Consider the following 12,546-nt stretch of genomic DNA (forward strand, 5'->3'; position numbering starts at 1 on the left):
GAAGCACCATGCTTGTCCGCCTGTTATACACCAGCCGCGCCGTCGACCCCGCCGACAGCGGCGCCGTCCACGCCATCCTGCAGCAGTCGCGCCAGCACAACCCGGCGGCCGGCATCACCGGCGTGCTGTGCCACAGCGAACGGCTGTACCTGCAACTGCTCGAAGGCGGGCGCGAGCAGGTCAACCAGCTGTATGGGCGCATCCTCGCCGACCGCCGCCACACCGCGGTGACGCTGCTGCACTACGAAGAGATCCGCGAGCGCCGCTACGCCGGCTGGACCATGGGTCAAACCAACCTGGACAAGCTCAATCCCGGCACCTTGCTGCGTTATTCGGCGCTGCCGGCGTTTGATCCGTATGCGCTCAGCGGCGCCAGTTCGCTGGCGCTGATCGACGAACTGATGGCGGCCGCCGCGGTCCTGGGGCGCGCATGATGGCAGCGTCCGCGTCGCGTGTGGCGGTGATCGGGGCCGGCATCGCGGGCGCCAGTTGCGCGCGCTGGCTGCATGACGCCGGCTACGCGGTGCAGGTGTTCGACAAGTCGCGCGGCGTCGGCGGCCGCCTGAGCACCCGCCGGATCGACTGGACCGATGCGGCCGGCGTCAGCCACCAGGCCAGTTTCGACCACGGCGCGCCCGGCTTCCAGGCGCGCTCGCCGGCCTTTGCGGCCTTCGCCGCCCGTGCACACGCGAACGGCCTGCTGCTGCCATGGCAGCCACGCGACCCCGCCGGCCGGGCCGCTGCCGACGCGGACACCTGGTGGCTGCCGGCGCCGGACATGCCGGCGCTGTGCCGCGCGCTGCTCCAGGACCTGCCGGTGCAGACCCAGGCGCCGATCGACGCGCTGCACCGCGATGCCGCCGGCTGGCGCCTGGCCAGCGCCGGCGCCACGGTGGCGCGCGAGTTCGGCGCGGTGGTGCTGGCCATCCCGCCGGCCCAGGCCGCCGCGCTACTGCAACCGCTGGCGCCGTCCTGGGCGCGGCAGGCGCTGGCGCTGCCGATGCTGCCGGACTGGACCTTGATGGGCCTGGCCAGCGCCGCCGGCGACGCCAGCGACTGGCAACTGGCGCACTCGTCGGACGGCGTGCTGGCCAGCATCATCCGCAACCACGGCAAGCCGGGCCGCGCGCCGCTCGCCGGCATGGCCCACTGGGTGGCGCACGCCAGCGCCGACTGGAGCGCGCGCCATATAGAGACCCCGGCCGCGGTGGTGCAGGAGGCGCTGCAACAGGCGCTGGCGCGCTGGTTCGGCCAAGCGCAGGACTGGCACTACGTCACCGTACACCGCTGGCGCTACGCGGTCGCACCGGCCGGCGCCCGGTCCGGCACGGACCACTGCTGGTGGGATGCACAGGCCGGTCTGGGCGTCTGTGGCGATGCCTGGGGCGGTGGTGGCGTCGAAGGCGCGTGGGGTTCGGCCCGCGCGCTGGCGGCCGCCATCAGCGGCGTCGATCCCGCATGAACCGCCGCGCCGCCGCCGGCTTCAAAGGCAACAAGCAAGCGCTGCCGAGCAAGACGTGCCGCAGCTGCGGCCGCCCGATGACGTGGCGCAAGCGCTGGGCCAACAACTGGGACCAGGTTTTATATTGTTCCACCGCATGCCGCCAGGCAGCCCCCACCAGGAGTCCCGCATGAACCGCTTTCCCGCTACCCGTGACGCCGCGCTGGCGCGCGTCGCCGCGTTCGAGCCGGAGGCTTACGCCCGCAGCCGCAACGCGCTGGACGGCGCAGTCAGCGGCCTGTCGCCGTATCTGACGCACGGCATCATCAGCGCGGCCGAAGTGCTGGCCGCGCTGGCCGCGCGTCACCCGCTGACCCACCAGCACCAGTTCGTCTACGAACTAGCCTGGCGCGCCTACTTCCGGCACGTCTGGACCGCGCGCGGCGACGCCATCCTGCAGTCGCTGCACGCCGGCCCGATGCCCGAGACGGCCTATGAGCGCGGGCTGCCGGAGGATATCCGCCAGGGCCGCAGCGGCGTGCCGGTGATCGACCAGGCGGTGCGCGCGTTGTACGCGACCGGCTATCTGCACAACCATGCACGCATGTGGCTGGCCAGCTATCTGGTGCACGTGCGCCACGTGCACTGGCGCACCGGCGCCGACTGGATGATCGCGCACCTGCTCGATGGCGACCTCGGCAGCAATCACCTGAGTTGGCAATGGGTCGCCGGCAGCGGCAGCAGCAAGCCCTATCTGTTCAACGCCGATAACGTGGCGCGCTATGCGCCGCCGCCATGGCACAGCTTCGGCAGCGTAATCGACTGCTCCTACGTGGCGCTGATGCGGCTGGCGCAAGGCGAACGCACGCCCGCGCCAGCGCCTTCCCATCACGGCGTCGACCCGCCGGCGCTGCTGTCGGCGCCGCCCGCCGCGCTGGCAACCGCGCCGTCGGCGCAGGCGGTGGCCGGGCGCGATGTGTGGCTGGTACATCCCTGGGCGCTGGGCGAGCCGCGGGCCGATCTGGCGCCGGACTGCGTGGCCATCGGCTGGTGGCCGGCCGAATACCATCGCGCCTGGCCCTGGTCGGATCTGCGCTGGGCGTTTGCGGGGAACCGCATGCAGGCGCTGACGGCGGCCTGCTGGCACGTCAGCGGCGCCGAACTGGGCGCCGCACTGGCCAGCGCCCGCTCGGTGCAGACCGGGGCCGACCCGCATCTCGCCGCCCTGCTGCCGCCGGCCGTCCGGCAACGCCAGCCGGCGCCGCTGTTCGTGCCGGTGGACCAGCCATGCCAGTCGTTTTCCCAGTGGTGGCGGCGCAGCATGCACGGCGTGCAGGCGCTGCACGACTTGCCGGGCCTGGCGGTGCTGCCATGAGCGCGCGGGTGCAACCGGCCAAACTGCTGCACAGCAAATGGACCGCCGTCACGCCGGTGAATCGGGAAAAGCACTTCATCGTCACGGCGCTGATCGAACCGGAGCCGCCGGGCGCCGGATTGGAGCGCATCACCCTGGAAGCGGTGCTGACCCGGCGCAGCTTCGACTTGCCATGGCGCGAACTCCAGGACAGCAGCCGGTGGCTGCAAGGCTGGCGCTGACCAGGGCCGCCGCCGGCGGCGCGGGTACGCCAGTGGTTCGCCAGTCCGGATAACGCGTCGTCAGCGCAAATGCCCTCCCAATTCACGCAGAGAAAGCGCTTCTGATTGAGAAGCTAGCTGTTTGGCTGCCCTTGATATTTTTGTGAAACTTGGCCCTGCTTGGCTGATGATCCATCAGTTCACTCTCGTGTTAAACAACTTTTCAGCGCTGCGCGAGCAGTGATCGTCGACGACATACCGTGTCCGCGGCCGAGATGCTGTATTGTCATGCTCTTTCCCTGCCGAGGCATTCGTATGAGATGTTTGATCGCACTGGTTTGCTCTTCACTCTCCCTCCATGCGGCGGCAGCCGACGTTTCCGACCAGGTCACTGCGTTTTTGCAGCAAACCATGCAAGAGCAGCGTATTCCCGCCTTGCAGGTGGCGGTCATCCGGCATAACAAGATTGTGAAGCTCGATGCGTATGGCACGGCGAATGTCGAAAACGCCGTGCCGGCAACGCGTGACAGCATTTTCTCGATCAATTCCTGCACCAAGGCGTTCACCGGTGTGGCCATCATGCAGTTGGTCGAGGCCGGCAAGCTGGGCATCGATGATCCGATTTCCAGGTATCTGGACGACCTGCCCGACGCCTGGCGCGCGATCACGGTCAAGCAGGTGCTGACCCATGTCTCCGGCCTGCCGAATATTATCGACAGCAAGGAAAATCCCATCGGCGACGGCAGCGATGCGTCGGCATGGGCGACCGTGAAAACCCTGCCGCTGGAGTTTCCTGCCGGCGAACGCTTTAAATACAATCAAACCGGCTACGTCATCATCGGCAAGATCATCGACAAGCTGAGCGGCCAACCGTTCGCCCGCTTCATCGAAGAGCGCCAGTTCAATGTGGTCGGCATGCCGCATACCCGCTTCGGCGATTCTTCCGACGTGATTCCGCATTCGGCCGGCGGCTATTCCTACCTGCGCAACGACAACGGCGAGTGGAAACCAAGTGACCGGCTGTCGGCGATTTACGTCGCGTTTCCCGGCTACTTCCGCACCGCCGCTGGCATTCTCTCCAACGCCGAGGATATAGCGCGCTGGCTGATCGCACTGCAAAGCGGCAAGCTGTTGAAGAACAAGTCCAGCCTGGACGTGTTGTGGTCGACGGTGGTTCTGAACGACGGCAAGACCGGCGGGATGAATGCCATGCTGAACGGCTCGGCGCTGGGCTGGCCGGTGACGACCAGGGCCGAGCATCCGGCCGCCGGCCCTATCGGCGGCATGCGCTCGACATTCTTCGTCTATCCCAAGGATGATATGTCGGTGATTTTGCTGACCAATCTGCAAGGGGCGAATCCGGAGAATTTCGCCGATGAAGTCGCCGCCTACTACATCCCCGAAATGCACGCATCGAACGGCTTCGGCCTGCCGCCGCATATCAAGACGCTGCGCGCGGCCTTGCTGCGTCGTGGCTTCGATCGCGCCAGGCTGGTGTTCGCCGAACTCAAGATCGCCAATGCTTCCTTCACTCCAAGCGAAGAGGAAATCAATGACTGGGCCTATCTGCTGTTTACGCAAAAGCAGCCGCAACAGTCAATTGCAGTCCTGACGCTGAACACGGAACTGTATCCCGACAGCTGGAACGCCTTCGACAGCCTCGGCGAAATCCTCCAGAAGGCGGGGGATAAGACGAAGGCGATCGAGAACTACCGCCGCTCGCTGAAGCTCAATCCCGACAACACCAACGCAACGGCGCATCTGAAGGAAATGGGCGCGGCGTAGCGCAACGACATTGATGGATACAACCACCCAATTCTGGCGCGACGCTGCCCTGCCCTATGCCGAGAGCCGTCGCGCCTGTATCAGCCGCGCTTGCTACAAGCCGCATAGCCATCCCACGTATTCGGTCGGCGCAATTGATCAGGGGCAGAGTCTGTTCTCCAGCGAAGGGGGAAAGCCGGTGATCCTCGAACCTGGCACGCTGGTACTGGTTCCCGCCTACCATGTTCATTCGTGTAATCCCCGGCCCGGATTGACGTGGAGCTATCAGATGCTGTACCTGAGCGCTGCGTGGCTCGCCGAGGTTCGCGCCGAATACGACGGCCGGCAGGAAGCGGTTCGCCTGATACGCAGTCCGGCCATGTATGCCAAGTTTTGCGCTCTCAATGCGCTGCTGTTTTCAACAAGCGATGTACAGGAAAAGGAGGCGGCACTGGTCGAGTTTGTCGGCGATTGCGACGCCTATCAAGTGACAGCAATGGATGACTTGGTGCCGGCTGCGTCCGCCTCCCCGGAACAGCTGCTGCCCGTGTTCGAGATCCTGCGTGCAGCGCCAACAACCAACTTCTCGCTGGAATTGCTGGCGCGGTCGGCGCGCATGAGCCGCTACCAGTTGATCCGCGCCTTCCGCTCCGCCACCGGTCTGACGCCGCACGCGTGGCAGCTGAATCACCGCGTCAATCTCGCCAAAGAACTCATTCGCGCCGGCGAAAGCAGTGCCCGCGTGGCGCACACGCTGGGCTTTGCCGATCAGGCGCACTTCCAACGCGTCTTCAAAGCCTATGCCGGTATCACACCCGGAGGTTTCCGGGCCTGACCCGCACTGCAATTTCATTCAATACTTTCGCCGCCGGGATCGGCATCATCGATGAAAACAACTTCGATGGATACCTCCCTATGGAACAATTCCTCATCATCGCTGCCGCGCATTTCCTGGCGGTGTTGTCGCCCGGCCCTGATTTCTTCCTGATCACCCGTACTACTGTTTCTTCTGGATGGCGGGTTGCCAGCGGCGCCTGTGTTGGCGTGGCCGCTGCCAATGCGGTCTTCATCGCCCTGGCCCTGACCGGCACATCGGGACTAAATCGCAACAGCACGTTGTTCCTGTGTTTGCAGCTGGCAGGCTGCGCTTATCTGCTGTATCTCGGCATAGCGTTCCTTCGCTACGCGGGCACCACCTCGCTGGCGGCCGCTTCAGGAAAAACGCCCCTGCCGCGTGCCGGTTTTATGATCGGCGCGTGGCAGCGCGCGGCGGCCATGGGCTTCGCGTCAGGCATTCTCAATCCGAAAAATGCCCTGTTCTATGTCAGCCTGGCGGCCATGCTGTCAGGTCCGCTGGCCAGCGCTGGCGGCAAGACCATGCTCGGCGTCTGGATGTTCAGCGTCGTGCTGCTGTGGGATGTGCTGGTGGCTGTCATGATCGGCAATCAGGCGGTATTGCGGCGCTTTGCCCACGGCTTGCCTTGGCTGGAAAGAATATCGGGGGCGGTTTTGATTCTGCTGGCGCTGGGCATTCTCGCCGCCCTTTGGATCGGGCCAAGCACGGTGTAACACCCGTGTTACGCTACAATCCCGATTTACCCCGGAGTGGCGGAAATGATTTTCAAGCTGCGATGTATTTGTTTTTCCGCTTGCGCCCTGTTTATATCGGCATCTACAGTATCGGCGCCTGCGCCGGCATCCAGCGTTGCGCCGCTTGAATTGCGTATCGCCGTGGTGTCGGATGGACGTGCCGACTACTTCGTTCGCCTGCTGGAAGAGTCGCTGAAATTGATTCAGCAGCCCTACCATATCCAGTATGTGAAGGACATTCCCGCCCGCCGCATGTGGTGGATGCTGGGCAGAGGCGACATCAATCTGTTCTACGGCATGCAATCGAAGGAAAAGGATAACGACAAACAGCTGGTTCCAGTGCGTAACGCATTGACCAATGGCTTGATCGGCCAGCGCGTGCTGCTGGTACGGCGGTCCGATACCAACGCCTTCCTGCAGGTCCAATCCGTGGCCGATTTGAAGCATACCGGGCTGATCGCTGGATTCGGCGCCGGCTGGGGCGATGTCAAGGTGTGGAAGACCTCCGGCTTGCCGCTGTATGAGCACGCAGCGCCGTGGAACACGATTTACGCGATGGTGACGGCCGGCAACCGCCATGTCGATTATCTGCCGCGCGGCGTGATCGAGGTGCTGGCCGAGGCGCGCGCGCATCCTGAACTGGCGGTGGAGCAGCACCTGCTATTGGAGTACCCGGCCGACTTCGGTTTCTATCTGAGCCCATCGGCGGCCAGCTATCGCCCCATCATCGAGCGGGCCTTGAAAGCGGCGGAAGCCAGCGGACTGAAAGCCCGCCTGATCGACGAAACATACGGCGCCGACATCAAGGCGCTGAACCTGAACCGCCGCTTGCGCCTGCGCCTCCCTGCTGCGCCGGACTGAGCTCACGGCGCTGCGTGCATGCGGTACAGGGTACGGGCAACGAGCGCATCGCGGCGCGGCGTCAGCCCGAACATGCGCACATATTCGCGACTGAACTGAGACGCGCTCTCGTAGCCGACATGAAACGCCGCGCGCGTCACGTTGGCGTTCTCGGCTACCATCAGCCGCTTGGCCTCCAGCAGCCGCAGCTGCTTCTGGTATTGCAGCGGCGTCATCGACGTCAACTGCTTGAAATGATGGTGGAACGACGACACGCTCATGCCGGCGGTGACGGCCAGCTCGTCGATCCGCACCGGCCGCGCGAAATCGCAGCGCAGCATATGCAAGGCGTCTGCGACGCGGCGGGTGCGGCTTTCGGGCAGTCCCAACGTGGCGAACTTGTCGCGATGCGGACCGTTCAACAGCCGGAAGTAGATCTCACGCAGCAGCAAGGGCAGCAGCATCGGTATCTCCTGCGGTGCGCCCAGCAAATTCAACAGGCGCAGCAGGCAGTCAGCCAGCGGCGCGCCAACGTCGACCACGTACAGTCCCAGTCCATGGTCGGCGCCGGACGTTGGCGCCGGCGGCAGTTGCCGCATCGTCTCGATCAGCAGCGGCACGTCCAGTTCCAAGGCCATCACCAGCAGCGGCCGCTCCGGGGTAGCCTCCAATACCCGGCCGACACCGGGCAATTCGACGCTGGCGACCAGCGCCTGCATTGCGCGGTAGTCCAGTGCCACGTCGCCCAGCATCACCGACTTGGCGCCCTGCACCACCACGCACAGTTCCGGGCGCTAAATCAGGCGGTTCGGCAGCGATGTATGGCTGGCGCGCATCAATGTCAGACCGTCGATGGCGGTGCGGAACAGCCCATCGCCACCGCCGTTGCCGTCGATATAGCGGGCCACGGCCTGTTGTAGTTCGACGCTCATCGGCGCTCCGGAAAAATCACTCAGCGCCCGATTCTACCCCATCCTGCACACTACGGCTCACCGGCAATTTGGAGGATTAGGCAGGAATTTCGCAAGTTTCCCCGTTTTTTCCGTAGCTAGTCCGCGCGACACTGACGACATCGCAACGCTCAACCACGCAAGGAATTCTCACCATGAAAATGCACGACAACACCATCCTGATCACCGGCGGCAGCTCCGGCATCGGCCTCGAACTGGCCAGGCAATTAATCGCTTTGAACAACAAGGTCATCATTACCGGCCGTGATGCGGCCAAGCTGGCGGCGGTGCGCGCGCAGCTGCCCGCCGTGCATACCGCGCTGTGCGACGTGACCGATCCGCGTTCCATCACCGCGCTGCACGAGCATATCGCGGCCAGCCATCCCGGCATGAACATGCTGATCAACTGTGCCGGCATCATGCGCAAACTCAACCTGCACAAGCGCGGCCCGGCGCTGGAAGACGCGACGCGCGAGGTCACAACCAACCTGAACGGAACCATCTGGACAAATTTGCAGTTTTTGCCAATGTTGAAAAACCAGGCCAACGCGGCGATCGTCAACGTTTCGTCGGGACTGGCGTTTGTGCCCATGCCGATCTCGCCGGTCTACTCCGCGACCAAGGCGGCGATCCACTCGTACACGCTGTCGCTGCGGGCACAGCTGAAAAACAGCGGCGTGCGGGTATTCGAGCTGGCGCCGCCGGGCACCGAGACGCCGCTGTTTCACAATGACTTCACCAAGGAGGACGTGGGCGGGCTGGTGCCAATGCCGGTGGCGACCCTGGTCAAGCGCGCCATCGCCGGGCTGGCTGCCGATGTGGCGGAGATCCGGCCGGGCCTGAGCAACATCCTGAAAATCGCCAGCCGGCTCGCCCCGGACTTCATGTTGCGCCAGCTCGGCAAGTCGGTCGATCTGATGCTGAACGCGGACAAAAATCGGTGAGCCCGGCAAGCGCCGGGCTGCCACGTGCTAAGCCAGCAAGCGCTGCGCCGTGCCGACAATTGCAGTGCGCAAAGCACGCGTGACCTGCGTCTGAATATTCCACTGATGCCAGTAAAGGGGCACACTGAGCGCCGCAGCCGGCGTCAGCGCCACCAGCGTGCCCTGCTCCAGTTCCTGGCGAACCTGGATAGCGGGCACCATGCCATAGCCATAGCCGGCCTTAATGAACGACACAAAGCCCTCGGCGCTGGGAAAGAAATGTTGCGGTACATCTGGCGGCAGTCCCGCTTGTTCCAGATAGCGCTCATGCAAACGGTCGCTACGGTTGTACACCAATGCCGGTGCGGCCTTGATCGCGTCCTCGGTGACGCCGGTCGGAAACCAGCGGCGCACGAACGACGGCGCGGCGACGCAAAGATAAGACATCGTCCCTAGCGCTTCTACCGTGGTGCCGGCGACGGTATCGCCCGAACTCGTGATGCAGCCAACCACCCTTCCTTCCCGCAAATGGCGCAGTGTCTCATCCTGATCATCGATCCGCACATCGATCAGGCAGGCGGGCGCTTCCAGCAGTGGCGCCAGCGCGTCCAGCAACCAGGTCGCGGCGCTATCGGCATTCACGGCAATCGCCAGTTGCGGCAGCGATGTATGCACCTGCGATTCCTGCTCGATACCGGATTCCAGCAGCTGCACCTGGCGAAAATGCGCGATCAGCCGCTGGCCGCGCGGTGTCGCTTGCGGCGGCTGGCTGCGAATCACCAGCAATTCGCCGGCCCACTCCTCCAGCGCGCGTAGCCGGTGCGACACCGCCGGCTGACTGATGGCCAGGGCCGCAGCAGCGCGGTCGAAGCTGCCTTCTTCAACAATGGCCGCCAGCGCCGCCAATCCACGATAATCCCACATGATTAGTTTTATGAATAAAATATGAACACTATTCATTATACTAATCCGCTTTCATTCGTTACGCTTTCGCTTTTCTACATCGGGGCGCAATGATGATCAGTGGGGTTTTCTTCAAAGGTATGGCCATGGGCGGCGGCTTGATCGTCGCCATCGGCGCCCAGAATGCCTTCCTGTTACGGCAAGCGCTACAGCGCCAATACGTTGTGATGTGCGTGCTGGCGTGTATCGTCTGCGACCTTCTGCTGATCGCGCTGGGCGCCGGCAGCGTCGGCCGCCTCATCGCCAATACGCCGGTCCTGCTGGAAGGGGTGCGCATCGGCGGCGCCTTGTTCCTTATCGAATACGGCCGCCGCGCCGCGTTGTCTGCATGGCGCGGTCAAGCACAACTGGTAGACAGCGGCGAAAGCGTCCCGCCTCGGCGCGGGCCGGTGTTACGTGCCGCTATCGCCCTTAGTTTGCTGAATCCGCACGCGTGGTTGGACACCGTGGTCTTGCTGGGCGCGATAGGCGCGCAACAGCCGGATCAGGGACAGATGAGTTTTTCCGCCGGCGCGATGGCGGCTTCCATCTTGTGGTTTAGTAGCCTGGGACTGGGCTCGCGCTGGCTGGCGCCGCTGTTCGCCCATCCTGCCGCTTGGCGTACGCTGGACGCGCTGATTGCCTTGGTGATGTGGGCCATCACAGCCTCGCTTTTCATTTAATAATTCGCTTCAGAGGACGTATGCACAAAGAAATTCATCAGATCACACTGGAACAGGCACAAGGCGAGTACGCAGTCTGCCGGCTGGCGCCGAACGCCGCTATTCCCACCTGGGCCGATGGCCCAGGCTTCGTGACCATCAGCCGCTCGGCGCACGAACTGTCAATTGTCTGCCTGGCGGAACGCGTGCCGGACGAGACGCAGCGCGAAGATGGCTGGCGTTGCCTGCGTTTCGTCGGCCCATTCGCGTTTGGCGCTACCGGCATTGTGCTGTCGGTGGTGCGACCGCTGTCGGAAGGCGGACTAGGCGTATTCGTCGTGTCAACTTTCGACGGCGATCATTTACTAATCAAAAGCAACGACATGCCCGCAGCAACGACGTTGTTGGCGCATGCCGGCCATCTCCTGACGGTGACTGATTAACGCAATTGATTCACGGCACCGGAGACGACGACGCTCCAGCAGTTTATTGACAGCAAACATGTAGTCAGGGACGCTGGCGCTCACCAAAAAACTGCTGGAAAAAGAATTGCGCCAGAATGGCGCACACTTGAAGATGGGCGTGCGCCAGTTCACGGCATAACAAAGGTTACCGACAAATGTAAGGACAGCACCGCTTGGAAATATTGACGTATTTGAAATAATTCAATATGCTGTTCTTTTGGCAAAATCTTGCCTATCTGCTCCCCACGTAATTTTTCGCGATTAATTATGTTCGATGGTGGGAGCGGCCTCTTATTGACCAACGTTCCACCTGTAAACCGCTTGCAGATACTCACAAGAATCTGACGTACATATAACTTGAGGAGAAAAGATTTGAGCTTGCACGTTACACGCATTTCCATCATCGCCTTGGCTGTAGCCATTACTGCGGGTACTGCAGGCGCAACGCCGGTGACGTGGAATTTTTCAGGGACGATTTATGCCGAGCAGGTCGCCGGGGCCTGGGTATCGACCAGCATCGGCAAAACTGTATCCGGTACTTTGACCCTTGATTTAAGCCTACTGAGTGAGGCAGGTACCGACGGCATAACCTATCACAACGGTGATGCGTCTTTTAGATACCCTCTCCCCACTTCGCTTCCTTTGCACGGGAGTGCCACAGGCGGCGCTTTGAACATTGCGGTCGGCGGTGGACCCTACGACTATATGTCCTCTTACGTCAACAAAGGCTACGCTAACACATGGGAGGGCGTAACAACCTACCAAGACAGTTATGGCATCGGGGCAGACTCGTGCCGCTCTGTTACGTCAGGTCCGTGCAATTCCATCTCCCTAAGCACTTCCATGAACACTGATGGGATACGTGCCAGCGGCATATTTGGCAACACTACCTATGATCACCCCGATCTAAGCTTCGACCAGCGGGTAAACTGGCTATCGTCCGGCGCCAGCAGTTTTGGCGTAATTGCCGACGGCAATACCTATGAATATTTCAAATTAACATCCGTGATCCAATCGCCTGTGCCGGAACCGGGTGGCGTTACGCTGTTTACCTTGGGCCTGTTCACATTGACCTTACTGGCTCGGCGTCGAATACTTTCCTGATGCCGGATCGTTTTGGGCTGCAATTTCGACAAGACTCCCAAACTCGGTTGGCTTCTGACTGCCCGTAGCGCCTCTGTAGCCTAGTGGCGCACGTCAACATTTGCGAAGCAGCCCATACTATGGCAGACCTCTACTATCTGGCCTGGTATCAGCTCAACCGCCTCCTTCGCTTTTCTGCAACACAATGAAAAATGCCATTGATGATGCATACGCAATCATCAATGGCACTCATTTACATGAGTTAAATCAATGCGTTAGGAGATTGACTCACTCCCACTCGATTATCAATGA

Annotated in this window: 16 protein-coding genes; 13 read left to right on the top strand and 3 right to left on the bottom strand. The window is 62.5% G+C overall.

Going from position 1 to position 12,546, the window contains the following annotated elements:
- The first annotated feature begins 8 nt into the window (after window positions 1-8).
- The 9 genes from HH213_RS26920 to HH213_RS26960 all read left to right on the top strand — a co-directional run bounded on the left by HH213_RS26920 (window position 9) and on the right by HH213_RS26960 (window position 7,231).
- Window positions 9-434: a BLUF domain-containing protein gene (locus tag HH213_RS26920; RefSeq protein ID WP_110850086.1), complete on the top strand. Its 426-nt coding sequence runs from the start codon at window positions 9-11 to the stop codon at window positions 432-434.
- The gene (locus tag HH213_RS26925) at window positions 431-1,462 is read left to right on the top strand and encodes an NAD(P)/FAD-dependent oxidoreductase (RefSeq protein WP_169114312.1); all 1,032 of its coding nucleotides are present in this window, start codon (window positions 431-433) and stop codon (window positions 1,460-1,462) included. Before HH213_RS26920 ends, HH213_RS26925 begins: the two co-directional genes overlap by 4 nt.
- Complete coding sequence (locus tag HH213_RS26930) at window positions 1,459-1,635, top strand: DUF2256 domain-containing protein (RefSeq protein ID WP_110850084.1); 177 nt, start codon at window positions 1,459-1,461, stop codon at window positions 1,633-1,635. The genes HH213_RS26925 and HH213_RS26930 overlap by 4 nt, the downstream gene beginning before the upstream one ends.
- The gene (locus tag HH213_RS26935; protein WP_229263181.1) at window positions 1,632-2,816 is read left to right on the top strand and encodes an FAD-binding domain-containing protein; all 1,185 of its coding nucleotides are present in this window, start codon (window positions 1,632-1,634) and stop codon (window positions 2,814-2,816) included. Before HH213_RS26930 ends, HH213_RS26935 begins: the two co-directional genes overlap by 4 nt.
- Window positions 2,813-3,037 carry a TIGR02450 family Trp-rich protein gene (locus tag HH213_RS26940; RefSeq protein ID WP_110850082.1) on the top strand — a complete coding sequence of 75 codons (225 nt, stop codon included), beginning with the start codon at window positions 2,813-2,815 and terminating at the stop codon, window positions 3,035-3,037. The genes HH213_RS26935 and HH213_RS26940 overlap by 4 nt, the downstream gene beginning before the upstream one ends.
- A 294-nt stretch (window positions 3,038-3,331) precedes the next feature.
- Window positions 3,332-4,801, top strand: a complete 1,470-nt coding sequence (locus HH213_RS26945; protein ID WP_169114314.1) for a serine hydrolase — start codon at window positions 3,332-3,334, stop codon at window positions 4,799-4,801.
- Between the two features lie 13 nt (window positions 4,802-4,814).
- On the top strand, window positions 4,815-5,615 hold the full coding sequence (locus tag HH213_RS26950; protein ID WP_169114315.1) for a helix-turn-helix transcriptional regulator: 801 nt from the start codon (window positions 4,815-4,817) through the stop codon (window positions 5,613-5,615).
- Window positions 5,616-5,695: 80 nt separating this feature from the next.
- Entirely contained in the window at window positions 5,696-6,349 is a 654-nt protein-coding gene (locus tag HH213_RS26955) for a LysE family translocator (RefSeq protein ID WP_169114316.1), read from the top strand.
- 150 nt (window positions 6,350-6,499) lie between these two features.
- Window positions 6,500-7,231, top strand: coding sequence for a hypothetical protein (locus tag HH213_RS26960; RefSeq protein WP_229263182.1), 732 nt, complete (start codon window positions 6,500-6,502; stop codon window positions 7,229-7,231).
- Between the two features lie 2 nt (window positions 7,232-7,233).
- On the opposite strand, the gene HH213_RS26965 is transcribed toward HH213_RS26960, so the two are convergent.
- Together HH213_RS26965 and HH213_RS29935 are read right to left on the bottom strand one after the other, a co-directional pair.
- Window positions 7,234-7,989, bottom strand: a complete 756-nt coding sequence (locus HH213_RS26965) for an AraC family transcriptional regulator (RefSeq protein ID WP_217363472.1) — start codon at window positions 7,987-7,989, stop codon at window positions 7,234-7,236.
- A 15-nt stretch (window positions 7,990-8,004) separates the two neighbouring features.
- Window positions 8,005-8,142 (bottom strand): hypothetical protein, encoded by a 138-nt coding sequence (locus tag HH213_RS29935; RefSeq protein WP_217363473.1) that lies wholly within the window; start codon window positions 8,140-8,142, stop codon window positions 8,005-8,007.
- Window positions 8,143-8,315: 173 nt separating this feature from the next.
- Here HH213_RS29935 and HH213_RS26970 point away from each other — a divergent pair, with 173 nt between their 5' ends.
- A complete protein-coding gene (locus tag HH213_RS26970; protein WP_169114318.1) occupies window positions 8,316-9,104 on the top strand; it encodes an SDR family oxidoreductase in 789 nt (262 codons plus the stop codon).
- Between the two features lie 27 nt (window positions 9,105-9,131).
- Here the strand turns inward: HH213_RS26970 and HH213_RS26975 are convergent, their stop codons facing one another.
- Window positions 9,132-10,007, bottom strand: a complete 876-nt coding sequence (locus HH213_RS26975) for a LysR family transcriptional regulator ArgP (RefSeq protein WP_229263183.1) — start codon at window positions 10,005-10,007, stop codon at window positions 9,132-9,134.
- An 89-nt stretch (window positions 10,008-10,096) separates the two neighbouring features.
- Here HH213_RS26975 and HH213_RS26980 point away from each other — a divergent pair, with 89 nt between their 5' ends.
- The 3 genes from HH213_RS26980 (at window position 10,097) to HH213_RS26990 (ending at window position 12,255) form a co-directional block, all read left to right on the top strand.
- Window positions 10,097-10,708 (top strand): LysE/ArgO family amino acid transporter, encoded by a 612-nt coding sequence (locus HH213_RS26980; protein WP_308494516.1) that lies wholly within the window; start codon window positions 10,097-10,099, stop codon window positions 10,706-10,708.
- A 20-nt stretch (window positions 10,709-10,728) separates the two neighbouring features.
- Window positions 10,729-11,130, top strand: a complete 402-nt coding sequence (locus HH213_RS26985; RefSeq protein ID WP_169114320.1) for an ACT domain-containing protein — start codon at window positions 10,729-10,731, stop codon at window positions 11,128-11,130.
- A gap of 393 nt (window positions 11,131-11,523) precedes the next feature.
- Window positions 11,524-12,255, top strand: a complete 732-nt coding sequence (locus HH213_RS26990) for a hypothetical protein (protein ID WP_169114321.1) — start codon at window positions 11,524-11,526, stop codon at window positions 12,253-12,255.
- The last annotated feature ends 291 nt before the right edge of the window (window positions 12,256-12,546 follow it).

It is taken from the genome of Duganella dendranthematis (genome assembly GCF_012849375.1).
Taxonomy (GTDB): Bacteria; Pseudomonadota; Gammaproteobacteria; order Burkholderiales; family Burkholderiaceae_D; genus Rugamonas; species Rugamonas dendranthematis.

Excerpts from the sequence above, each read along its gene's own strand:
- HH213_RS26920 (WP_110850086.1), top strand. The coding sequence starts at position 9 with ATGCTTGTCCGCCTGTTATACACCAGCCGCGCCGTCGACCCCGCCGAC.
- HH213_RS26925 (WP_169114312.1), top strand. The coding sequence starts at position 431 with ATGATGGCAGCGTCCGCGTCGCGTGTGGCGGTGATCGGGGCCGGCATC.
- HH213_RS26930 (WP_110850084.1), top strand. The coding sequence starts at position 1,459 with ATGAACCGCCGCGCCGCCGCCGGCTTCAAAGGCAACAAGCAAGCGCTG.
- HH213_RS26935 (WP_229263181.1), top strand. The coding sequence starts at position 1,632 with ATGAACCGCTTTCCCGCTACCCGTGACGCCGCGCTGGCGCGCGTCGCC.
- HH213_RS26940 (WP_110850082.1), top strand. The coding sequence starts at position 2,813 with ATGAGCGCGCGGGTGCAACCGGCCAAACTGCTGCACAGCAAATGGACC.
- HH213_RS26945 (WP_169114314.1), top strand. The coding sequence starts at position 3,332 with ATGAGATGTTTGATCGCACTGGTTTGCTCTTCACTCTCCCTCCATGCG.
- HH213_RS26950 (WP_169114315.1), top strand. The coding sequence starts at position 4,815 with ATGGATACAACCACCCAATTCTGGCGCGACGCTGCCCTGCCCTATGCC.
- HH213_RS26955 (WP_169114316.1), top strand. The coding sequence starts at position 5,696 with ATGGAACAATTCCTCATCATCGCTGCCGCGCATTTCCTGGCGGTGTTG.
- HH213_RS29935 (WP_217363473.1), bottom strand. The coding sequence starts at position 8,142 with ATGAGCGTCGAACTACAACAGGCCGTGGCCCGCTATATCGACGGCAAC.
- HH213_RS26970 (WP_169114318.1), top strand. The coding sequence starts at position 8,316 with ATGAAAATGCACGACAACACCATCCTGATCACCGGCGGCAGCTCCGGC.
- HH213_RS26975 (WP_229263183.1), bottom strand. The coding sequence starts at position 10,007 with ATGTGGGATTATCGTGGATTGGCGGCGCTGGCGGCCATTGTTGAAGAA.
- HH213_RS26980 (WP_308494516.1), top strand. The coding sequence starts at position 10,097 with ATGATGATCAGTGGGGTTTTCTTCAAAGGTATGGCCATGGGCGGCGGC.
- HH213_RS26985 (WP_169114320.1), top strand. The coding sequence starts at position 10,729 with ATGCACAAAGAAATTCATCAGATCACACTGGAACAGGCACAAGGCGAG.